Source organism: Nocardia sp. Root136, assembly GCF_001427185.1.
GTDB classification, from domain to species: Bacteria; Actinomycetota; Actinomycetes; order Mycobacteriales; family Mycobacteriaceae; genus Nocardia; species Nocardia salmonicida.
On the sequence record NZ_LMFE01000001.1, the window covers coordinates 1,747,615 to 1,769,230 of the forward strand.

General features: G+C 68.0%; 20 protein-coding genes. 7 read left to right on the forward strand and 13 right to left on the reverse strand.

The window, feature by feature from the left end; all coding sequences use genetic code 11:
• Positions 1-247: 247 nt before the first annotated feature.
• The 3 genes from ASD42_RS08145 to ASD42_RS08155 all read right to left on the reverse strand — a co-directional run bounded on the left by ASD42_RS08145 (position 248) and on the right by ASD42_RS08155 (position 3,614).
• Positions 248-1,162 carry a lysophospholipid acyltransferase family protein gene (locus tag ASD42_RS08145; RefSeq protein ID WP_235569343.1) on the reverse strand — a complete coding sequence of 305 codons (915 nt, stop codon included), beginning with the start codon at positions 1,160-1,162 and terminating at the stop codon, positions 248-250.
• A gap of 46 nt (positions 1,163-1,208) precedes the next feature.
• Complete coding sequence (locus ASD42_RS08150; RefSeq protein ID WP_056812233.1) at positions 1,209-2,027, reverse strand: GNAT family N-acetyltransferase; 819 nt, start codon at positions 2,025-2,027, stop codon at positions 1,209-1,211.
• Positions 2,028-2,276: 249 nt separating this feature from the next.
• Positions 2,277-3,614, reverse strand: coding sequence for an NAD(P)/FAD-dependent oxidoreductase (locus ASD42_RS08155; protein WP_084787042.1), 1,338 nt, complete (start codon positions 3,612-3,614; stop codon positions 2,277-2,279).
• A 145-nt stretch (positions 3,615-3,759) separates the two neighbouring features.
• On the opposite strand from ASD42_RS08155, the gene ASD42_RS08160 reads away from it, so the two are divergent.
• Positions 3,760-4,614, forward strand: coding sequence for a LysR family transcriptional regulator (locus tag ASD42_RS08160; protein ID WP_056812236.1), 855 nt, complete (start codon positions 3,760-3,762; stop codon positions 4,612-4,614).
• Between the two features lie 25 nt (positions 4,615-4,639).
• Here the strand turns inward: ASD42_RS08160 and ASD42_RS08165 are convergent, their stop codons facing one another.
• The 5 genes from ASD42_RS08165 to ASD42_RS08185 all read right to left on the reverse strand — a co-directional run bounded on the left by ASD42_RS08165 (position 4,640) and on the right by ASD42_RS08185 (position 9,605).
• On the reverse strand, positions 4,640-5,626 hold the full coding sequence (locus ASD42_RS08165; RefSeq protein ID WP_235569344.1) for an aminoglycoside phosphotransferase family protein: 987 nt from the start codon (positions 5,624-5,626) through the stop codon (positions 4,640-4,642).
• Positions 5,627-5,664: 38 nt separating this feature from the next.
• Positions 5,665-7,239: a protein kinase domain-containing protein gene (locus tag ASD42_RS08170; protein ID WP_084787118.1), complete on the reverse strand. Its 1,575-nt coding sequence runs from the start codon at positions 7,237-7,239 to the stop codon at positions 5,665-5,667.
• A gap of 113 nt (positions 7,240-7,352) precedes the next feature.
• Entirely contained in the window at positions 7,353-7,655 is a 303-nt protein-coding gene (locus ASD42_RS08175; RefSeq protein WP_268793523.1) for a Uma2 family endonuclease, read from the reverse strand.
• A 170-nt stretch (positions 7,656-7,825) separates the two neighbouring features.
• Entirely contained in the window at positions 7,826-8,782 is a 957-nt protein-coding gene (locus ASD42_RS08180) for an electron transfer flavoprotein subunit alpha/FixB family protein (protein ID WP_056812241.1), read from the reverse strand.
• A 37-nt stretch (positions 8,783-8,819) separates the two neighbouring features.
• Positions 8,820-9,605, reverse strand: a complete 786-nt coding sequence (locus ASD42_RS08185) for an electron transfer flavoprotein subunit beta/FixA family protein (RefSeq protein WP_056812244.1) — start codon at positions 9,603-9,605, stop codon at positions 8,820-8,822.
• A gap of 187 nt (positions 9,606-9,792) precedes the next feature.
• Here ASD42_RS08185 and ASD42_RS08190 point away from each other — a divergent pair, with 187 nt between their 5' ends.
• From ASD42_RS08190 to ASD42_RS08200, 3 genes are read left to right on the forward strand one after another with little or no spacing between them, the layout of a single operon-like run.
• Complete coding sequence (locus tag ASD42_RS08190; protein WP_056812247.1) at positions 9,793-10,596, forward strand: class I SAM-dependent methyltransferase; 804 nt, start codon at positions 9,793-9,795, stop codon at positions 10,594-10,596.
• Positions 10,593-12,137, forward strand: coding sequence for a 1,4-alpha-glucan branching protein domain-containing protein (locus ASD42_RS08195; RefSeq protein ID WP_056812250.1), 1,545 nt, complete (start codon positions 10,593-10,595; stop codon positions 12,135-12,137). Before ASD42_RS08190 ends, ASD42_RS08195 begins: the two co-directional genes overlap by 4 nt.
• Entirely contained in the window at positions 12,134-13,387 is a 1,254-nt protein-coding gene (locus ASD42_RS08200; RefSeq protein WP_056812252.1) for a glycosyltransferase family 4 protein, read from the forward strand. Before ASD42_RS08195 ends, ASD42_RS08200 begins: the two co-directional genes overlap by 4 nt.
• Before the next feature lie 475 nt (positions 13,388-13,862).
• Here the strand turns inward: ASD42_RS08200 and ASD42_RS08210 are convergent, their stop codons facing one another.
• Positions 13,863-15,176, reverse strand: coding sequence for a putative glycoside hydrolase (locus ASD42_RS08210; RefSeq protein WP_235569346.1), 1,314 nt, complete (start codon positions 15,174-15,176; stop codon positions 13,863-13,865).
• 163 nt (positions 15,177-15,339) lie between these two features.
• On the opposite strand from ASD42_RS08210, the gene ASD42_RS08215 reads away from it, so the two are divergent.
• Positions 15,340-16,353: a polysaccharide deacetylase family protein gene (locus ASD42_RS08215; RefSeq protein ID WP_056812262.1), complete on the forward strand. Its 1,014-nt coding sequence runs from the start codon at positions 15,340-15,342 to the stop codon at positions 16,351-16,353.
• A gap of 11 nt (positions 16,354-16,364) precedes the next feature.
• On the opposite strand, the gene ASD42_RS08220 is transcribed toward ASD42_RS08215, so the two are convergent.
• Positions 16,365-17,657 (reverse strand): outer membrane protein assembly factor BamB family protein, encoded by a 1,293-nt coding sequence (locus ASD42_RS08220; RefSeq protein ID WP_056812265.1) that lies wholly within the window; start codon positions 17,655-17,657, stop codon positions 16,365-16,367.
• Positions 17,658-17,778: 121 nt separating this feature from the next.
• On the opposite strand from ASD42_RS08220, the gene ASD42_RS08225 reads away from it, so the two are divergent.
• Both ASD42_RS08225 and ASD42_RS08230 read left to right on the forward strand, forming a co-directional pair.
• The gene (locus ASD42_RS08225) at positions 17,779-18,525 is read left to right on the forward strand and encodes an acyltransferase (RefSeq protein WP_056812268.1); all 747 of its coding nucleotides are present in this window, start codon (positions 17,779-17,781) and stop codon (positions 18,523-18,525) included.
• 63 nt (positions 18,526-18,588) lie between these two features.
• Entirely contained in the window at positions 18,589-19,128 is a 540-nt protein-coding gene (locus tag ASD42_RS08230) for a DUF1697 domain-containing protein (protein ID WP_082843880.1), read from the forward strand.
• A gap of 8 nt (positions 19,129-19,136) precedes the next feature.
• On the opposite strand, the gene ASD42_RS08235 is transcribed toward ASD42_RS08230, so the two are convergent.
• From ASD42_RS08235 to ASD42_RS08245, 3 genes are all read right to left on the reverse strand, one after another.
• The gene (locus tag ASD42_RS08235) at positions 19,137-19,343 is read right to left on the reverse strand and encodes a helix-hairpin-helix domain-containing protein (protein ID WP_056812271.1); all 207 of its coding nucleotides are present in this window, start codon (positions 19,341-19,343) and stop codon (positions 19,137-19,139) included.
• 67 nt (positions 19,344-19,410) lie between these two features.
• Entirely contained in the window at positions 19,411-20,589 is a 1,179-nt protein-coding gene (locus ASD42_RS08240; RefSeq protein WP_056812274.1) for a THUMP-like domain-containing protein, read from the reverse strand.
• Positions 20,590-21,567, reverse strand: coding sequence for a class I SAM-dependent methyltransferase (locus tag ASD42_RS08245; RefSeq protein ID WP_056812277.1), 978 nt, complete (start codon positions 21,565-21,567; stop codon positions 20,590-20,592).
• Positions 21,568-21,616: the final 49 nt, after the last annotated feature.

Here is a 21,616-nt window from a genome sequence, read left to right on the forward strand (position 1 = left end):
TCGTGGCAATTTGGTCGTTTCAACTCACAAATCGCTGGGTATAGCCGACTGAACAGTTTGTTACACAGCTCATACGCAGGTCATACGCGGGGCGAAGGACATTCGAGCGGACGCGAGATTTTCACATTCCGCCGAGGCGCCGCCTCACCATGGACCTGGCTATCTGTGACGATTCGCCCGACACAAACGACAAAACCGGAGACCGCGCACACGGCCTCCGGCAGTCGATGAATGCGACCAGAAATGGTTACCAGGCAGTAGCCCTTACCGGTCGGCGAATCTGCTCCTGCTCCGCCATCGAGGGGTCCTGCACGCGGGTGTTGCCCGCTTCGATCCACTGGGTATCGGCTACCCCGTGGCGGGAACGGTCGGTGCCGCGCACCGCCGTCTCGCAGCGCCGGGCCAGGTCCCGGCGGTCGACTCCGGGATGTTCGAGCGGCTCGAGCACGATCTCGACGACCATGCCCTTGCTGCGCAGTACTCGCTTCGCGGAATCGGCGAAGGTATCGCTGCCCACGAAACCCGGTACGGTGCAGGGCATTCCGTCGCTGTCCAGGTAGCGCAGACGCACCGGCTGGACCGGGGTGGTGGTGTCGACGGCGGCCTGGAACATGGCGGGCCGCATCGAGCCGTAGGCCCGGCCACACCACGTCGTACCCTCGGGGAACACCACGATCCGGTTACCGGAGGCCAGCCGATCGGCCACCTGCGCGACCACGCCGGGCAGCTCACGCAGACGTGCCCGCTCGATCGGGATGACGCGGGTGAGCTTCGCCAGCTTGCCCAGCAGCGGCCATTCGACCATGTCGGCGCGGGCGACGAAGCTGACCGGCTGGACCGCGGCCAGCGCCACCACATCCGCCCAGCCGATGTGCCCGGCCACGATCATCACCGCGGTGCCGGTATCGGCGAAGCCCTCCGCCGACGCGCCCTGCTCGGGCGCACGGTTGTCGATGATGCGCAGCCGCATCCCGAGGCAACCCAGCGCCGCCCTGGCGTAGCGACGCTGCACCTGTTCGCGGCGCGACTTCGGGGTGGCCACGGTCAACACCGGGAAGCTGAGCACCAGCCCGGCGATTCCGGCCAGGCGGGCGAACATCCTGGCGGTGCCGACCTCGTCGATCGGCTCGATGCAGCCGGAACCACAGGGGCTCGACGGCATCCACGAATGAGAGTGCGTTGCGGGCGGCGCGTCGAACACCATGGTTTTACTTCCCGTCGAAATTGGCGGCCGCGCTCTGCAGCCGCTCCAGATACCGGGTGTTGATGGTTTCCATGCCGAGCAGCGCGACGAAGTCGGCGACGGCGAAATCGGGATCGTGTGCCGGTTCGCCGCAGATCTCGGCGCCGAGGCGTAAGTAGCCGCGCAACAGCGGCGGCATCTTGGGACGACTCGGCGGGATCATCTGGTCGAGCGAGAGTCCGTCGACGATCACCGGGTTGTACGGGTGCACGCGACGCTCGGGGTCGCAGGCGTGGCGGCCGAGCAGCTGGTCGCGCACGCCGCGCACGTTCACCCCGGCCGGATCGGTGGGCGAATCCTGCATCGGCACCGACACGCAGCCCATCACCCAGTCGTAGCCGGTGAGCTGGATGTAGTGCAGGATGCCCGCCCACATGAGGGTGAGCACCGAGCCGTTGCGGTGATCGGGCACCACACAGGCCCGGCCCATCTCCACGATCCGGTTGCCCGTGGGATCGAGCTGGGTCAGATCGAACTCGGTGGCGGTGTAGTACCCGCCCGCCGCGTCGACCTTGTCCGGCGGCAGCATGCGGTAGCAGCCGACGAACTGTTCGGAGAACTCGTCCCGAACCAGCAGGTGGTCACAGTGCTCGTCGAACCTGTCGGCATCGAGGCCGGTGCTGTTCTCCGGCATCTGGAAACCGGGTTCGGAGGCGAACACCTGGTAGCGCAGTCGCTGCGCGGCTTCCCGGTGCTCGGCATCAGACGCGACGACCAAGGAGTACCGAGATTTCCCCACCCCGGAGTCCGGCGCCGGGGCGGTCAACACGGACGAAATTGTCATACTGCTGATGAAGCCAGCCCGAGCTGGCATCGGAGCGACACTTCAGTGTCGTGCCGATGCCCGTTCGGTGAACGAGATGGGGGTCACACCGGGCGTTTACCGACCCGCTGCCCATCGTTCGCCCACCTGCGGGTTTCTAGCCGAACACGACCGATTTCGGCGCTGGACCCGGTGCGCGATCGGGTATTTCGAGGGTCGCGCGACGACAACAGCCCGCCGATTCCTCGGCGGGCTGTTTCGTGGGCCGGATCAGACGTGCACCCGCTCCTTGTCGGTCACCTCGGCGGCGTCATCCGTGCGATCGGCCTTCGCCGGCGCAGCCTTGACGGGCTCGACCTTCGTACGATCGACCTCCGCGCGCTCGATCTCGTCGAAGCCCGGGCGCGCTGTTCCGATGAACGCGACCAGCCAGCCCGCCACCGCCGCGAAGCGGTTGCGGAAGCCGACCAGGTACATCAGATGCACGGCCAGCCACATCGCCCAGGCGATGGTGCCCTTGAACGTGACGCGCTCGTTGAGCTTCACCACCGCGCTGAAGCGGCTGATCACGGCCATGCTGCCCTTGTCCCAGTAGACGAACGGCGTGCCCGCGTCCTTCTTGCGACGGATGATGTCGGCGGCGTGGCGACCTTCCTGCATGGCGACCGGCGACTGGCCGGGGTAGCCGTTGAGCGAGGTCATGTCGCCGATGGCGTAGATGTCGGCGTGGCCGCCGACGGTCAGGTCGGGGTTGATCAGGATGCGGCCCGCGCGGTCGGTCTCGGCGCCGGTGGCCTCGGCCAGCAGGGTCGCGAAGCCGCCGACCTGCACGCCCGCCGACCACACCACGGTCTCGGCGGCGATCCGGCGCTCCATGCCCTCCTTGTCCTTGACCGTCACCTTGCCCTCGTCGATATCGGTGACGAAGGTGCCGAGCAGCACCTCCACGCCGCTGTCGGTGAGCGAGCGCTTCGCGTATTCCGAGAGCCCTCCGCCGAAGGGCGGCAGCACCGTGTCGGCGCCCTCGACCAGCGTTACCGAAACCTGCTGGTGGAAGTGCCTTTTCGCGAGTTCCTTGATCTGGCCCGCCACCTCGACGCCGGTCGCGCCCGCGCCGACCACCACGAAGCTGAGCAGCCGGTGCCTGGTCACCTCGTCGGCGTTCTCGGCCAGGGCGAACACGTGGGCGATCTGGTCGCGCAGGCGCTGAGCGTCGTCGATGGTCTTGAGCGAGTAGGTCTTCTCGGCGAAGTCGTCGCGGCCGAAGTAGCTCTGGCTGGCGCCGGTGGCGGCGATCAGCGAGGCGTAGGCGATCTGCCGAGGGCCGTCGGCGGTCTCGTAGGTGAGGACCGCGTTGTCGGCGTCGATGCCGGTGACCTTGCCGAGCCGGACGTCGATCTCGGGGTGGCGGCGCAGTACGTTCTTGATCGGCGGCGCGATCTCCTCGGGTGCGAGCACACCGGTCGCCACCTGATAGAGCAGCGGCTGGAACAGGTGCTCGGGTGTGCTCGAGATCAGCACGACACCGACTCGTGACTTGGCCAGTTGCTTGGCTGCGGCCAGGCCTCCGAAGCCCGAGCCGACGATGACGACATCTGTGTGTTCCATGATCACTCGCTCCAAGATCGCGTTCCAGATCGGTAATAAATCCTTTCCTATGAGTAAACGCGATGCGGAACGAAGATGTTTCCACTGCCTGGGCGCATAATAGAGATGACTCTTATCTGCATAACTAATCAATGGGAGGTACCTGGTGGAACTTCGACAGTTGGCCTACTTCGTGGCCGTCTGCGAGGAGCTCAGTTTCAGCCGCGCGGCCAACCGGTGCTTCATCTCCCAGTCCGCGATCAGCCATCAGATCGCGAGACTGGAACGTGACCTCGGCGCGCAACTGTTCGAGCGCACTACCCGCGCCGTGGTCCCCACCGACGCGACCCTGCGGCTGCTGCCGCTGGCCAAGCAGATGCTGAGTCTGGAATCGGCGATCCGGGCCGCCGTGCGCACCACCGGACCGCGCATTCGCCTGGCCGCGAACATGTCTTTCGCCGCGCCGTCGCTGTCGGCGATCGCCACCGCGCGGGCCGCGCACCCCGACGCCGAGATCGAGTACGTGATTAAACCGTTCCGTCAGCGGATCACGGCGGTGTCCGACGGTGACTGCGATCTGGCGCTGATCCGCGGCAGTGTCGACCAGCCCGGTCTCGCGGTGGAGCAGCTGTGGGTCGAGGACCTGGTGATCGCCATCTCGAGCAGTCATCCGCTGGCCGAGCGCGGCGCGGTCACCCTCGCCGATCTGAGCCCCTATCCCCTGCTGCTCCCGCCCGAGCAGGAACAGGTGTTGTTGCACACACTGATCCGCTCGGCGTTCGCCGACCTCCCGACCGGCCCCACCTTCGGCCCGCCGATCCCGCCCGACCACACCGCCACGATGGAACTGCTCAACCGTCCCGAATCCTGGACGATCCTCTACGAGGGCCCGACGAAGGGTTTGCTCACCCTCGACCTCACCGACCACCGCCTGCGCATCCCGGTGTCGGCTGTCCTGCGCGAGGAGGCCAGGGAGAATCCGATCGTGCAGACCCTGCTGGACGCTCTGCACCGACCGTGAGCGACCTCGCGTGTGGTCCGGCCGCTCAGGTCGGGTCGCCGGATCGCCATGGATCGTCGGCCAGCGCCGTCGCGACCGCCAGGTGCAGTGCCAGAGTTTCGTCGTCGCCGTCCTCGACCGACCAGACGATCTCCTCGATCGCACGCAGGAAGGCCCAGCCGCCCGCGCGGTCGACCGGGACATCGAGGTGCCGCGCGGTCGTGGCGACGACGGCGCCCGCGTGCTCGGGGGTCGGCGTGGACTGCACCTGGATCATGATCAGGAAGCCCGCGTCGAAGGCGGCTTCGCCAAGACAGGGTTTCGGATCGATCAGGAGCCACGGTTCGCGTTCGGCGGCAACGATATTGCCGAGGTGGGTGTCGCGGTTGACGATCAGCAGGTCGCCGGTCGGCTCACTCAATTCGGCACACCAGTGCGCTACCCGCTCTCTGAGCAGCGGTGAGATATGTTCGGCCAGTGCGGGTTCCGGATCGGCCAGGCGTGCGCGGAGACCTGCCACGATGTCGGTGACCTCTGGTAGTTCCGGGAAGCCGACAGGAGTCGCGGTCGGGGGTCGCCGCAGTCGGCGATACAGCCCACAGGCGAACGCCACCTTGTCGGCGTTCTCCGGTCGACCCTCCAGGCTGGGGAACCCCGGCTGCGTGAGCAATTCTGTTCCCGGACGCGCCCATTCGAGCAGGAGCGCACCGCTGTCCGGATCGAAATCGAGCAGCCGGACCGCACCGTCGCCGTCATAGCTGTGCAGGGCGGTGGCCTCGGCGAGGTTCTCCTCGTCGACCATCGGCACCTTCAACACCGCCCACGCGCCGTCCTCGCGCCGCGCGGACGCGACATAGGCATGCGTTCCGCCACCGAACGGCGCGGAGAACTCCGTCAGCCCCCACCGAGCCGCCAACCCCGCCACGACACCGGGCAACTCATCGATCCATCGTGCCCCGGCAGCCCCGAACACCGCGCGAACCGTGTCCTCGACCGAGGACGGCAACACCACCGGCAGACGCCCCAACGACATCAACCCACCCTACTGACCACCGCGCACGCCGCTTCCCCTCATCGCCACCGACTTTCGCGCACCGCCTTGCGGTACCGGATCCAGCGCCCGGTCGACGATGACGCAGCGAAACCGACCAACGCCGCCGCGAGCACGAACACCGCGGCGGCGGCTGCGGTCGCGGCATAGACCTCGCCGATTGCGGACCCGATGACCCCGAAGAGGGCGAAGAGCCCGACGAGCACCGCCGAGATGATCGACATGACACGACCGGCGGTGCGTGCGCAGAGCAGCAGGACGGCGCCACTGCCGGTGAACGCGACGACGACCGTGAGAATCGCGATCGCCATGAAGGATCCGCTCGGATCCTTGCCCTCGTCGATCTCCTCGAGTGTCTCGGTGATGCCGTAGACCAGGAAGGCGGCGATCGCCAGACTGAACAGCAGTGTCACGATGCCGACGAAGAACGCGGTGGCCTTCGACGGCTCCGGGCCACCGACCGGCGTCGGGTACCACTGAGGGCCCGCCGCCATCGGGTACATCCGCGGATCACCCACCGGTGCACCGTATTCCGCAGGCCCCCAGCCCGGTTGCAGGTGCCCACCGGAGCCCTGCGCCTGTGGACTGTGTTGCCGTACATCGTGACCATGCGCCGGGAGGGCGGGCTGCTGCGGATGTCCGCTGGAGCCGTGCCACTGTTGGGCAGGATCGGTCCACGGTCGCTGCGCGTGTTCACCGGATCCGGGGACCTGGTGCGCGGGGGCGGTCCACGGCTGACGCAGGGTCCGCGCGGCGACATGTTTGCCCTCGAGGGCATCCCGGATCGCATCGGTGAATTCCGTTGCGCTGCTGAAGCGCTCGTCACGCCGCTTGGCCATCGCGCGGGCGATGACATCGTCGACCGCGGGCGGCAGATCGGTTCGGACCGTGGTGAGTCGCGGTACCGGGTGCGACAGGTGTCCCGCTACTACCTGGCCGGGGTTGGTCGCGGTGTAGGGCGGATGCCCGGCATACATCGCGAACAGGGTGCAGGCCAGCGAGTACTGGTCACTGCGGTGGTCGACGAGCTCGCCGGAGAGTTGTTCGGGTGAGGCGTAGGCGAGGGTGGCGGTGAAGGTTCCGGTGGCGGTGAGTTGGGTGTTGGCGGTGGCGACCCGAGCGATCCCGAAATCGGTGAGTACCGCACGGATTTCGCGTCCGTGCTCGGCCTCGGCGATCAGGATATTGCCCGGCTTGACGTCGCGGTGCAGCACTCCGTGCTGGTTGGCGTAGTCGAGCGCCGACGCCGTCTCGCCGATCAGGCGTGCGGTGACCCCGGGCTCGTGCGCACGCGAATCCCATGTGGCGGCATCGGTTCCGCGAATGAACTGCATCGCGATCCACAGATACCCGTCGTCGCGGCCGCGGTCGTACACCCCCACGATGCTCGGATGATCCAGCTGCGCGACAACATCGGCCTCCCGCTCGAACCGCCGCTGCAATTCCTGATCGGCCGAGAACTCCCGATTCAACAATTTCAGCGCGACACTGCGCGGCAACCGAGGATGCTCGGCCAGATAGACCGTCCCCATCCCCCCTCGCCCGAGCACCCGCTCCAAGCGATATCCAGCGAAGCCCGCCCCCGATTCCAACACGACTCGCACGCTACCCGCCGACGGCGAGGTCCACCGAAGTACCTGCGCCACACGCATTCGCGACAGTGGCGGACTTCGGCACAGTCACCGCTCGATGTTCCGAAGTCGACCACTCAGAAGGCCAGTGCGGTCCAAGGGATCTCGAGCGAGAAGGGGTACGGGAAGGAAATGCCCGCGCAGGAATCGGGGGTCCATTGGCCTGCCAATAGATAGTTCGCGTTGCGGAGCGGGCGTACGCCGGGTGGGAGTTCGGCGTGACCGACCTCGAGGACGTACACGCGAAGGGCTCCGATACCGGTCAGATCCGGCGTCAGGTCGACTTCCCAATACGACGGGATTCCGGCACCCGCATATCGAGCCTTCTTCGCTTCCATTTCGGCAGGGGTGTTCGACGGCGACAGCACCTCGCCGACCAGAACCGTGTCGGCGGCACGAAGTCATGTATTCCGGCAGGTCAGCACGCTCGACATCGGGCGGGGACATACGCATATGCTAGTCCACCGCATACGACAACGGCCCGCGAAACCGGGCTGCGCTGGCGCAGCAACAGGTTTCGCGGGCCGAGGTCGAATCGACCGGACGGTGGTCAGCCCTTGTGGGACTTGACCGCTTCGGTCAGCTGCGGGGAGACGTTGAACAGGTCGCCCACGATGCCGTAGTCGGCGATCTCGAAGATGGGTGCTTCCTCGTCCTTGTTGACAGCGACGATGGTCTTCGAGGTCTGCATGCCGGCGCGGTGCTGGATAGCGCCGGAGATGCCGAGTGCGATGTAGAGCTGGGGGGAGACGGTCTTACCGGTCTGACCCACCTGGAACTGGCCCGGGTAGTAGCCCGAGTCGACGGCGGCACGCGAGGCGCCGACAGCGGCACCCAGCGAGTCGGCCAGCGCCTCGACGACCGAGAAGTTGTCGGCGGAACCGACACCGCGGCCACCGGAGACCACGATGCTCGCCTCGGCGAGATCGGGGCGGTCGCCACCGACGATCGGGTCACGCGAGATGACCTTCACGACGCCGTCTTCCTGCGCCGGAACCTCGACGACGACCTGCTCGCCCGCGCCGGCCTGCGGAGCGGACTCGATGGCGCCCGGACGGATCGAGATCACCGGCACGTCGCCGGTGGCCTTGGCCTCCACGGTGAACGCGCCACCGAAGATGGAGTGCACGGCAGTGCCGTCGGCGTTGACGCCGATGACGTCGACGAGCAGACCGGAGCCGATGCGCGCGGCGAGGCGGCCCGACACCTCCTTGCCCTCGGCGGTGGCGGCGACCAGCACGGCGGCGGGCGCGGCGGAATCGACCAGGCCGGCCAGGACGTCGACCTTCGGGGTGACCAGGAAGCCTTCGATGTCGTCGGACTCGGCGACATAGATCTTCTCGGCGCCACCGGCGGCCAGCGCGGCGGCCAGCTTGTCGGCGGTACCGGCGGGGCCGGTCACGACGGCGGCGGGCTCGCCCAGCGCACGGGCGGCGGTGAGCAGTTCGGTGCTGACCTTCTTCACGGCACCGTCGGCGTGCTCGATGAGCACAAGTACTTCAGCCATTAGTTCTTTCTCCTTAGAAGTCTCGGACGGCGCCGGATCAGATGATCTTCTGACCGATGAGGTAGGACGCGATCTGGTTGCCGCCCTCGCCCTCGTCCGCGATCTTCTCGCCCGCGGTGCGAGCCGGCTTCGGGGTGGCGCTGGTGACCTTGGTGCCCGCGTTGGCGACACCGACGGTCTCCGGGTCGACGCCCAGGTCGGCCAGGGTGAAGACCAGAACTTCCTTCTTCTTCGCGGCCATGATGCCCTTGAAGGAGGGGAAGCGAGGCTCGTTGATCTTCTCGGTGACCGAGACGATCGCGGGCAGGGACGCCTCGAGCTTGAAGACACCCTCGTCGGTCTCCCGCTCGCCGGTGATCTTGTCGCCGTCGACGGTGAGCTTGCGCAGGTGCGTCAGCTGCGGGATGCCGATGTACTCCGCGATGATCGCGGGCACGGCACCGGCGCGGCCGTCGGTGGCCTCGTTACCGGCGATGACCAGCTCGACACCCTCGACCTGGCCGAGCGCGGCGGCCAGCACGTAGGCGGTCTGCACGGCGTCGGAGCCGTGGATCGCCGGGTCGTTGATGTGGATGGCCTTGTCGGCGCCCATGGACAGCGCCTTGCGGATGGCCTCGTTGGCGCGGTCGGGACCGGCGGCCAGCACGGTGACCTCACCGCCCTGAGCCTCCTTGATCAGCAGCGCTTCCTCGACGGCGCGCTCGTTGATCTCGTCGAGCACCGCGTCGGCGGCCTCGCGATCGAGGGTGTAGTCACCATCGGTCAGCTTGCGCTCGGACCAGGTGTCGGGGACCTGCTTGATGAGTACGACGATGTTCGGCATCGGTCTTCGTCGACCTCCTTCTGGGGACACGTGTGTGGTGGGGCCGCACGAGCTCAGCCGTACGTCCGTGTGAGATATCTAGCTCAGATCGGAACACTACCCTACGCTAAGTTACTCGTGGGTAACCTACCTGCGCAAGAGGTCCCTGACTCCTGCGTGAACCGGCGGTACCAGTAACCTCGGACCAATGAGCGAGGCTGTGATCCCTGCCGCACCCGTGGCCGCAACACATGAACCACTGCCGTTGACCGGCGAGCGGACGGTGCCCGGCATCGCCGAGGAGAACTACTGGTTCCGTCGGCACGAGATCGCCTATGCCCGGCTGCTCGACCGCTGCATCGACAAGATCGTGCTCGAGGCGGGCGCGGGCGAGGGCTACGGCGCCGACATGATCGCGGGCGTCGCCCAGCGCGTCACGGGTCTGGACTACGACGAGAGCGCCGTCGCGCACGTTCGCGCGCGCTACCCGCGCGTGGAGATGATCCAGGGCAACCTGGCCGCGCTGCCCCTCGACGACGAATCCGTCGACGTCGTGGTGAATTTCCAAGTCATCGAACACCTCTGGGACCAGGGACAGTTCCTGCGCGAATGCCTGCGCGTGCTCCGCCCCGGCGGCGTGCTGCTGATCAGCACCCCGAATCGGATCACCTTCTCCCCCGGTCGCGACACCCCGCTCAACCCGTTCCACACCCGCGAACTCAGTGCCGCCGAGCTGACCGAACTGCTCGTCGAGGCCGGGTTCACCGTCTCCGAGATGCTGGGCGTGCACCACGGCGCGAGCCTGAAAGCCTTGGACGCCAAGCACGGTGGGTCGTTCATCGACGCCCAGATCGAGCGCGCGCTGGCCGGTGAGCCGTGGCCCGCCGACCTCACCGCCGACGTCGCCGCCGTCACCATCGACGATTTCGACCTGCGCGAAGGCGATATCGACGCGAGCTTGGATCTGGTCGCGATCGCCGCAAAGGCAGAGGTCGGGCAGGCAAGAAATTGACCGATTCCCGCTCCGCCGTGCCGGGTCAGTTCACGCTGGTCCTGCACTCCCACTTGCCCTGGCTCGCCCATCACGGGCGCTGGCCGGTCGGCGAGGAATGGCTCTACCAGTCCTGGGCCGCGTCTTATCTGCCGTTGGTTCGGGCGCTGAAAAATCTTGCCGCCGAAGGGCGTTCGCATCTGCTCAGCCTCGGCATCACGCCGGTGCTCGCCGCGCAGCTCGACGATCCGCACTGCCTCGCGGGCATGCACCACTGGCTGGGCAACTGGCAGCTGCGCGCCGACGAGGCGTCGATGTCGGGCAACGTGGCGCTGGGTCGTCACGAACATCGGCTCGCCGCGACAGCGCTGGCCGATTTCGAACAGAACTGGAAGCACGGCGGTTCGCCGGTATGGCGTTCGCTGATCGACGCCGACGCGATCGAACTGCTCGGCGGACCCCTCGCGCACCCGTTCCAGCCGCTGCTCGACCCACGCCTGCGCCAGTTCCAGCTCACCGAGGGCCTGGCCGACGCGCGACTGCGCTGGGGCACCACGCCGACGGGCATCTGGGCGCCGGAATGCGGCTACACCCCCGGCATGGAACGCGGTTACGACGCCGCGGGCATCACCCACTTCATGGTCGACGGTCCGTCGCTGCGCGGTGACACCTCGCTCGGCAGGCCGGTCCGCGATTCCGAGGTCCTCGCCTTCGGGCGCGACCTGGCCGTGAGTTACCGGGTCTGGTCGCCGAAACAGGGCTACCCCGGCCAGAGCGCCTACCGCGATTTCCATCACTACGACCACGCGACCGGGCTCAAACCCTCCCGCGTCACCGGCAAGACCGTCGACGGTCCTGACAAGGCCCCTTACGATCCCGAACTGGCGGCCGAAGCGGTCACCCGCGACGTCGCCGACTTCGTCGAGACCGTCCGCGCGCGGCTGATCGAGGAGTCCGCGCGGATCGGCAGGCCCGCCCTCGTGGTGGCCGCTTTCGACACCGAACTGTTCGGGCACTGGTGGCACGAGGGGCCGCAGTGGCTCGAGCAGGTGCTGCGCGCTCTGCCCGAAGCGGGCGTGCGGGTCGGCACCCTCGCCGATGCCCGCGAGAACGGCTTCGTCGGCGAACCCGTGCAGCTCAACGACTCTTCGTGGGGTTCAGGCAAGGACTGGCGGGTGTGGGCGGGCGACCAGGTGGCCGACCTCGTCGAGCTCAACGCCGACATCGTTCGCCTGGCTTTGGACACCCTCGACAAGGTGCGTCGCGACGGCTCCCTGCGCGACCCGGTCGCCGATCAGTTGCTGCGTGAGGCGATCCTCACCGTGTCCAGTGACTGGGCGTTCATGGTCAGCAAGGACTCCGCCGCCGGGTACGCCCGCGACCGGGCGCATGAACACGCGCACGCCGTCCGCGAGCTCGCCGAGGCGATCGGCGCCGGACAGTTCGCCAAAGCGACCCGTCTCGCGGCAGGATGGGCGATGGCCGACGGATTCTTCCCTGGTCTGGACGCGCGGCGGTTGCCGACCGCTGTCCCGTCGGCCGCCGTTGAAGGATCCGCATGAAGATTTTGATGGTGTCGTGGGAGTACCCGCCGGTCGTGGTCGGTGGGCTCGGTCGGCATGTGCATCACCTGGCCGTCGAGCTGGCCGCGGCCGGTCACGAGGTCGTCGTCCTGGCACGCCGGCCGACGGGCACCGACTCGGTCACCCACCCCACGCACTCCTACATCGCCGACGGCGTGCTCGTCGTCGCGGTGGCCGAGGACCCGCCGTGCTTCGACTTCGGCGAGGACATGCTCGCCTGGACGCTGGCGATGGGGCACGCGATGGTGCGTGCCGGAGTGGCACTGGGCAAGCCCGGTGTGGGCGAGGGCTGGACGCCCGATGTGGTGCACGCGCACGACTGGCTCGTCGCGCACCCCTCGATCGCGCTCGCCGAGTACTACGACGTGCCGCTCGTCTCGACGATCCACGCCACCGAGGCCGGGCGGCACAGCGGCTGGGTCTCGGGCCGGGTCAACAAGCAGGTTCACTCGGTCGAGTGGTGGCTGACCAACGAATCCGATCAGCTCATCACCTGTTCGTCCTCCATGGAGGACGAGGTCGAACGCCTCTACGGACCCGAACTTCCCCCGATCACGGTGATCCGCAACGGTATCGACGTCGGCTCGTGGACCTTCCGTCCTCGCGCGCCCCGCTCCGGTCCGCCGCGTCTGCTCTACGTCGGCCGCCTCGAGTACGAGAAGGGCGTGCAGGACGCGATCGCCGCGCTCCCCCGCATCCGCCGCGCCCACCCCGGCACCACGCTCACCATCGCCGGCATCGGCACCCAGTTCGAGTGGCTGCGTGAACGCGCCCGCGTCCACCGCGTCGCCCGCGCGGTCCACTTCGTCGGCAGCCTCGGCCACGAACAACTCCTGGGCTGGCTGCACGGCGCCGACGCCATCGTCCTGCCGAGCCGCTACGAACCCTTCGGCATCGTCGCCCTGGAAGCCGCCGCCGCGGGCGTACCGCTGATCGCCTCCACCGCGGGCGGCCTCGGCGAAGCCGTGATCGACGGCGTCACCGGCGCCTCCTTCGCCCCCGCCGACATCGACGGCCTGGTAGACGCCACCCGCGCCGTCCTCGACGACCCGGCCACCGCCCAGGCCCGCGCCCGCACGGCCCGAGCACGCCTCACCGCCGACTTCGCCTGGGACGTAGTGGCCGCCGAAACCGCCCAGGTCTACTCCGCCGCCAAACGCCGAGTCCGCACCTCCCTCGGCCGCCCCGACATCGTGGAACGCCCACTCCCGGAACGAGATCCGAAGTAGCGCCCGGATCCCGGCGAAAGCCTTACCACCGCGCCCCGTAACGACGACACCGGCCTCGATCAGTTGTATCCGGCCACCACCCCCGCGACCGACGCGACTCAGTTCCGCCGCATCATCGCCGCACGGAAGAGAATCGCCGAAGCCGAGGCAGAACTGCGGGATGCGCACACGGAGGGTAACTCCTGGACCGTCATCGGCACGGCATTGGACACAACCCGCCAGGCTGCGTTCCAGCGATTCGGAAAGGCCTGACATAGTCCCGGTAGTCCGGATTGTCCGGGCGGCAACCGATTTCGGGTCTTGGACGAGAACACCGAACCCCCACGACCGTCGCGCCGGACTCATTGTGCCGAAGCGACAGCGCTGGCGCCGACCCGCAGCGTAGCGACCACCAGGCGCGTGGTGCGCAAGACCGACCCGATCGGATTCAAGTGGGCCGCGTCAAATACCTGGCAACCCGCTCGCTTGTTCTCGGTCATCGGGGTGGGAGCGGGTCAGGAAAGGTAGGGACAAGGCCGCCGCCGTGGTAGCGGGTGGCGGCGTTCCAGAGGAAGAAGCTGTCGATGCCCGCGTCTCGGGTGGCGTCGATCTGGGCGCGGAGTTCGGCGTCGCCGTAGGTGACGCCGAGGCTGAAGTCTTGAAGCCAGGGGGCTACTTTCGCGCCGGTGCCCGCAGTGGCCGCTCGGAAGTCTTGCAGTGAGCGGAAGACGATGTCGTAGGGCTGGGCGTTGGGGTTCGCGACGCCGTATTCGCCGGCGCCCCAGTGCGATGGGTAGATCATGGGCGCCACGAAGTCGACGCTACGCGACATCAGGGGGATGTCCTGGGCGATCTCGTCGGGGCGGGTGGAGGCGATTCCGTAGACCGCGGCGCTCAGGTGCGCGCCCGCCAGGTGCACGGGGTAGCGGCTCTCGGCGAGGAAGTCCGCGACCGCGGTGGCGGGCGTGGTGGCGAGTCCGGCGAAATTCATGCTGGTCAGGCTGCCGTCCGGGCGGCGGACGTAGTCGTACATGATGCCGTCGAAGCCGAGCTGTGCGGCTTCCACCGCGAGAGCGATGTTGTATTGCCGCACTTCGGGATCGGCGAAATTGGTGAACGCGACCGGTCCGTAGTGGCTGGAATAGGGTTGCCCGGACGGATTCTGGACAACCCAGTCGGGCCGTCCGTTGTGCCAGGCCCAGCTCGCGAGAGTCGGGTCGCGGAACGCGACGATGCGGCCGACCACCTGCAGGCCCATGTCGTGCAATTGCCGCAGGGCCGCCGGGGCATCGTAAATTGCTGCGGTGGCGCCGGATTCGACAGCCAGTGGTACCTGGGAGGCGTAGCCGACCACGCCGTCCTCGTCTTTGATATCGAGCTGCACGGTATCGATACGGCCTTCGCGGGCGAGGTCGAGGACAGCTTCGCGCAGGCCCTCGTGCGACCAGGCGTGCGCGGTGACGTGCACCGCGCGCATCCTCGGCAGCGCGCTCTGCGTGACCAGGGTGCTGCTGGCCTGATTGCCCTGGGCGTCCACCGCGACGACCTCGAAAGCCGGGGCCCATCGCACCGAGAGCTCGAATGTCCCGTCGGCGGCGGGGACCACCGAATCCGGTCCGATGGATACGCGCACCGCGTCGACGGCGGTGCCGCGCACCACGACCGGCGCGCGATAGGAGCTCACTGGCTCGGGCGGCGCCATCCGGAGCGTCGGCGGCACGGTATCCGCGGACGGCAACTCGGCCGATCTACTCAGTGCGAATCCGGCCACCAGGGAGACGATCAACGCCGCGAGACCGACACCGATCACCGGGGCCATCCATCGCCGTCGATCGGCCCATCGGAGCTGCAATCCCAACGTCAACACCGCCTTCCAAAAACATTGACGCGCCAACTATTTCGCAGTTCCGAGAGGGTGTACTCGGTATCGATAGATCGACTGTAATCCGTCGCCGCGGCGTAATATCGCATTGATGATGGGCGGTTCGAACACAATGTTGTGGCTCGCGTCGGCGATAACGCTGGCCGCCGCACTCACGGCCTGTGCCGGGGTGGACAACGGAGCGGTGTCGACGGGTCAACCGGCCGCGCCCGTGACCACAGCGAAACCCGCACCACCGAATCCGGCCGAGATCGCCGCCAACGAACTGGGATTCGTTCCGGTGCTGATGTACCACCAGATCGCACCGAACCCGGCAGGCGAATACGACCAGACCCCGGCGGAGTTCCGCGACGAACTGGAACGGCTGTACCGCGAGAACTATCGCCCGGTGACCGCCGCGCACTACATCGCGGGCGACCTCGACCTGCCTGCCGGTACCCACCCGGTGGTGCTCACCTTCGACGATTCCACCAGCAGCCAAGTCGGTTTCACCGACTCCGGCGCGGTGGCCCCGGACAGTGCCGCGGGCATCCTCGCCGAATTCGGCGCCCGCTACCCGGACTTCCGGCCGGTGGCCACCTTCTACGTCAACAACGAACCCTTCGGCGGCGACCCGCGCGCGCTGCCATGGCTGATCGCCAACGGCCACGAAATAGGCGCGCACACCGCCGATCACGCCAACCTCGCGAGCCTGGACGCCGACAACGTGCAACGCGAACTCGTGCAGAACGTGCGCGCGGTGACCACGGCCGCGCCCGGCGTCACCGTACGCACCATGGCGCTACCGCTCGGCGTCTTTCCCCGCGATCACGCGCTGGCCACGGCGGGCGCCTGGGACGGCACCCCCTACCGCTTCGACGCCGTGATGCTGGTGGGCTCCAACCCCGCCCCGGCCCCGTACGGCGCGGTCGACCCCGGCGCGGTGCCGCGCATCCGATCGGGCCGGGGTGCGGTCCCGTTCGATTCGGTCTATTGGCTGGACTGGCTCGCCGCGAACCCGGACCAGCGCTACACCGCCGACGGCGACCCCACGCGCATCTCCTTCACCCGGCAGCGCGCGACAGAACTCGACGCGCGCTGGCAGGACCGAGCCAACCCGTACTGAGGTGGACCCGGTCAGGCGTCCGGCGTGAAGGCGAAGATCTCGCCGAGGCGGGTGGCGACGACGACTTCGCCTTCGGGGCCGATGGAGGTACCCGTGGTGGTGCCGGTGGCCGCCGGAAGTGGGTCGGAGTCGACGGTGTTGCCGGTGCCGGTGTCGAAGGTGATGAGATTCAGACCCGCGCCGATGGCGGCGACGGTGTAGCCGATGTCGCCCGCGGTTTGCGCCGGGGTGCCGCGGAGGGTGAGATCCTTGCGCTCCCAGACGATCTCGCCCTTGTCACCGTTGTCGCGCAGTGCGGTCAGGTAGCCGTCGTCGCCCGCCGGGATGATCAGATCGCCCGCGACGGAGATGCCACCGCGAGGGGCCCACGGCAGGGGCTGAACCCAGCGGGTGGCGCCATCGGCGGTGTCGAGGGCGATCAGGCGCTTGCTGTTGTCGCCGATGTAGACGGTGTCGCCGTCGGCGGACAGGGTCGGGCTGGTCGCGCTGCCACCGGTGAGGATCTCGGCGCTCCACTCCTGGGTCACGGTGCCGTTGCCGTAGCGCATCGCGCGCAGGGCGGCGGCCTGCTTGCCCGGCTCCCAGACGGTGACGAAGAAGCGGCCGGTCGACGGGTCGACGGCGGTGGTATTCGCGACGGCGCAGCGGGGGCCGCCGACCTGGCAGTCGTCGAGGCCGTCGCCGGAGGCGGGGCGGGTGAGACCGGGGTATTTCAGGAAGTCGGGTTCGCCGAGCAACTGCACCGTGGGCACCTCACGACCGCCGGTCTGACGGCTGAGGACGTCGACCTGGCCGGACTGGGTCACCGTCAGCAGCTTGCCGTCGCCGGTGAACTGGATGGCCACCGGGACGCCCGCGACGGGGGTGCGCCAGCGCGGCTGGCCGAGGTAGTTGAACGAATTCACCGCGCCGTCGTCACCGACGTAGACATTGCTGACCCCGTCGAGCACGGTCGGCGCTTCGATCGTCGACGGTCCGAGCGGGTTGCAGAAGCGTTTGCGGCCGGTGAGCATCTGGAACGAGAAGATCGCGCAGTTGCCGGTGCTCGTGGTGACGAACATCTGGCCGTCGGCGCCGATCGTCAACGGCTGGGCGATCGGGCCACCCACCGGACGTGACCAGCTCAGCGACACCGACTCCGCCCCCGACACCGGACTGCTGCTCGCATTGCCGCCGTCGTGATGCGTTGCGGGCCAACCCTTTCCGGCACCGACGGTGATGTCGTCCACATCCGTACCGCACCCGGCCAGCGCCACCACACCGGCGGCAGCGAGCGAGGCAACGACGCGAGTCCGAGTTCGCACCTGCTGATCTCCCTGTGTTATCGGGGTATGGCACGGTAAGTGTGCCCTGCGAAAGTACTCTGTGTACCCGACGACCGAATCCCCGGGGCAGGCCCGGCGGATCATGACGGGAGAGTAGTTCGTGACGAGCATGTGGGGCGCGCCGCTGAGCGCGCGCTGGCGTGGATCACGCCGCCGCGATCCGCAGCAGGCCCGATTTCTGACCAGGGATTCGCTGCGCTGGGTGCTCGCCAACCGCGCCTACACGCCCTGGTACCTGGTGCGTTACTACCGCCTTGCCAAGTTCCGCCTGGCCAACCCGCATATCGTGCTGCGCGGAATGGTCTTCCTCGGCCGCAATGTGGAGATCCACGCGACCCCGGACTTCGCGCGCATGGAGATCGGCCGCTGGGTACACATCGGTGACGGCAACGCCCTGCGCTGCCACGAGGGCTCGCTGCGCATCGGCGACAAGGTGGTGTTCGGCAAGGACAACGTCGTCAACACCTACCTCGACATCGAGATCGGTGAGTCGACCCTGGTCGCCGACTGGTGCTACATCTGCGACTTCGACCATCGCATGGACGACATCAACATGCCCATCAAGGACCAGGGCATCGTGAAGAGCCCCGTGCGCATCGGTCCCGACACCTGGATCGCGGCCAAGGTCACCGTGCTGCGCGATACCAGGGTGGGGCGTGGGTGCGTGCTCGGCGCGCACGCGGTGGTGCGTGGGGACGTCCCCGACTTCAGCATCGCCGTCGGCGCTCCCGCCAAGGTCGTGAAGAACCGCAAGGTCGCCTGGGATGCGAGCGCCGAGGAGCGCGAGGCCTACATGGCGGCGCTGGCCGATATCGAGCGCAAGAAGAAGGCTGCGGCCGAGACCTAGCATTTCGCGGACACGGGCGTCGGAAGCGAAGTGTCTGTCGGTGGGGGTCGGTACGGTCAGCCCGTGGAGAGTTATGCGGCGTTGCTGCGGGGGATCATGCCGACCAACCCGAACATGCGCAACGAGAAATTGCGGGGGGTGTTCGAGGGGCTGGGCTTCGAGAAGGTCGCCTCGGTGCTCACGAGCGGCAATGTCGTCTTCCGCACCGCTGACGACCCCGCCGACCTGGAAGCCCGCATTCAGCAGGCACTCAACGCCGAACTCGGCATCCCCGGCGGCACCATCATCCGCAGTCATTCCGAACTGCGCGCGCTCCTCGACCGCGACCCCTTCGAAGGCCTCCCCCACGAACGCGGCTCCTACCTCACCGTCACCTTCTTCAAGGCGAAGATGCGCGAAGCCGATACCAAAGCCTTCGACGACGACCCCCTCACCCGCGTCATCGGCTACGACCGCAAGGCCCGCGCCTTCCTCACCGTCCTCGACAACAGCACCGGCGCAACCCCCGACTTCATGGCCCGGCTGGAGAAGACCTACGGCAAGGACATCACCACCCGCACCTGGCTCACGGTGCAGCGCGTGGTGAAGAAGATGGAAGCCTGACCGGCACCTCAGTCGGCGAAGGCGAGCCCACGGGCCGCCAGTTCCTCGCCGAGGATGCGGATGGACTTGGGTCCGACGCCGTGGATAGCCAGCAGTTGTTTCGCACTGACCTGGGTGAGCTGTGCGTAGCTGGTATAGCCGTGCGCCGCCAGCTCTCGCGTCGCTACCTTGCCGATCCCCCGGGGGAATTCTGTCTCGGCCACCGCATCCGCCATTGTGCGCACCTTTCGTGTCCGGCTGTCTCTGACGACAGACTAGGTGCGGGCACCGACACGTGAGCTGTCAGCGGGTGGGCGCGACTGCTCGGCAGAGGAACACGACGCCGGCGCGGCCGATACGGGTGATCACCAGGGTGTACGGCGTCGAGCCCCGCTGCTTGAGCTTCTTGCGCAGGGCATCGGGATCGACGTCCACGCCGCGGATGAGGATTTCCAGGGAGCCGCAGTCGCGGCGGGCGAGCTCCTGGCGCAGGGTCTTCTCGCGGAGCTCGAAGCGGCCTTCGATGCGAAAGCCGCGCGTGCCCGTGGGGACCGCGTCGCCGGTGAGGTAGGCGATCTGTGGGTCCAGTTGCCAGAGACCGTGTTTCGCGGCGTAGTGGCGAACGAGACCGGCGCGGACGACAGCGCCGTCGGGGTCGATGATCCACTCGCCGGGGGCGCGATCGGGGATGTCGTCGGGGGCGGCATCGGTGAGAGTTGTCGCGCCGCCACGGGAGTCCAGGACGGTGGCGCGGCGGGTGACGCCGGGCTCGGTGAGGCCGGGTGACCAGAGGCAGGCTTCGCGCACGGCGCCGTCGAGGGAGACGACCTCTACTTCGCCGTCCCAGCCGAGGCGATCGAAATCCAGACCGGGAGCGCACTTCACGGCGATATCGCGGCCCGCGTAGGCGGCGAGCAGATCCGGCAGCGGGGGTTGGAGCTTCGCGGGATCGTAGGTCCGGCGACCGTCTGCTCGACGAGCCGGATCGGCGATGATCACGGTGTCGCGAGTGGTCGGGACGAGGGCATCGGCCTTGGCCAACACAATGTTTCGACCGACCGCTGCGAGATTGTGGGCGGCCATGGCCAAGCGGACATCGTCGAGATCGCTGCCGACCACCGCCGGACAGGCCGCCGCCAGCTCGGACAGTTCCGCACCGATCGAGCAGGTCACGTCGTGGACCGCGCGACCGGCCAATCGAGCGGCCCGATGCCGGGCCACCAGCGCGGGTGTCGCCTGTTGCAGCGAGTCGTCGGTGAACAACCACTCGCCCGCCGCGGGCAGCTTCACCACAGCCTTGCGACGCAAGCGCACGGTCTCGATCAGCGCGGGCGCCGAGTCACCGTGCGAACGACGCACCTGCTCGATATCGCGCAGGTGCGTCGCGGGGGTCAGCTCCAGCCGGTCGACCTCGGCGAGCGCGGCACGGCCTGCCGCACTGCCGAGATGGGCGACATCGTCGCGGCCGAAGCGGTAGCCCACCTACTTCTGCGCCGCGCCCGGCTTCACGCCGGTGATCATCGCGTTGTAGAAGAACTCGCGCGGCACGACCTTGCGCAGCACGTTCTCGTCCAGCCAGCTCAGGCCCAGCCACGCGCGGTACTGCGCCAGGCGGTACGGCATGGTCAGCTTCTCGTCGGGAACGGCGGCCTCGAAGGTGCGCACCGGCCAGCCCCACAGGGCGGCGGCGAGTTCCTCGGTGGTGGCCTTCACATCGACGGCACCCGCGGACTTCGCCTTCTTCTCGAGATCGCTCGGGTCGAAGGTGTGCAGGTCGACGACGGCCTCGAGCGCGGCGGCGCGCGAGGACTCGTCCAGCTCGGTCTGCGGACGACGCCAGCCGGACAGGAACGGCAGCTTGGTGATCTCGGTGGTCACCTTCCAGGTGGCCTGGCCGAGGCGACGGGCGTAGATGTTGCCGATGGTGGTCGGCTCACCGGCGAACACGAAGCGTCCGCCCGGCTTGAGCACGCGCAGGCACTCCTTGAGCGCCAGCTCCACGTCGGGGATGTGGTGCAGCACGGCGTGGCCACAGACCAGATCGAAGGTGTCGTCGTCGTACGGGATGGTCTCGGCGTCGGCGACGCGACCGTCGACATCCAGACCGAGGTGCTCGGCGTTGCGCAGCGCGACCTTCACCATGCCGGGCGAGAGGTCGGTGACCGAACCGGACTTGGCGACGCCGCCCTGCATCAGGTTGAGGAGGAAGAATCCGGTGCCACAGCCCAGCTCGAGCGCGCGCTCGTACGGCAGCGGAGCCGGGCCGACGGCGAGGTCGAACCGGCCGCGCGCATACGCGATACAGCGTTCGTCATAGGAGATCGACCACTTGTCGTCGTAGGTCTCCGCTTCCCAGTCGTGGTACAGGACCTGGGCGAGTTTGGTGTCTTTGCGCGCTGCTTCGACCTGGGCCGCGGTGGCGTGGGGGTTCGGCGCCGGGTCGTCGGGATGGACCGTCATAGAGGCCAGCCTAATATGTGTGTCTCGGCACGCCGCTGCTGGGACGAGG

Coding starts and splice junctions, on each gene's coding strand:
- ASD42_RS08145 (WP_235569343.1), bottom strand. CDS start 1,162: ATGCCGTCGAGCCCCTGTGGTTCCGGCTGCATCGAGCCGATCGACGAG.
- ASD42_RS08150 (WP_056812233.1), bottom strand. CDS start 2,027: ATGACAATTTCGTCCGTGTTGACCGCCCCGGCGCCGGACTCCGGGGTG.
- ASD42_RS08155 (WP_084787042.1), bottom strand. CDS start 3,614: ATGGAACACACAGATGTCGTCATCGTCGGCTCGGGCTTCGGAGGCCTG.
- ASD42_RS08165 (WP_235569344.1), bottom strand. CDS start 5,626: ATGTCGTTGGGGCGTCTGCCGGTGGTGTTGCCGTCCTCGGTCGAGGAC.
- ASD42_RS08180 (WP_056812241.1), bottom strand. CDS start 8,782: ATGGCTGAAGTACTTGTGCTCATCGAGCACGCCGACGGTGCCGTGAAG.
- ASD42_RS08185 (WP_056812244.1), bottom strand. CDS start 9,605: ATGCCGAACATCGTCGTACTCATCAAGCAGGTCCCCGACACCTGGTCC.
- ASD42_RS08190 (WP_056812247.1), top strand. CDS start 9,793: ATGAGCGAGGCTGTGATCCCTGCCGCACCCGTGGCCGCAACACATGAA.
- ASD42_RS08200 (WP_056812252.1), top strand. CDS start 12,134: ATGAAGATTTTGATGGTGTCGTGGGAGTACCCGCCGGTCGTGGTCGGT.
- ASD42_RS08215 (WP_056812262.1), top strand. CDS start 15,340: ATGATGGGCGGTTCGAACACAATGTTGTGGCTCGCGTCGGCGATAACG.
- ASD42_RS08235 (WP_056812271.1), bottom strand. CDS start 19,343: ATGGCGGATGCGGTGGCCGAGACAGAATTCCCCCGGGGGATCGGCAAG.
- ASD42_RS08245 (WP_056812277.1), bottom strand. CDS start 21,567: ATGACGGTCCATCCCGACGACCCGGCGCCGAACCCCCACGCCACCGCG.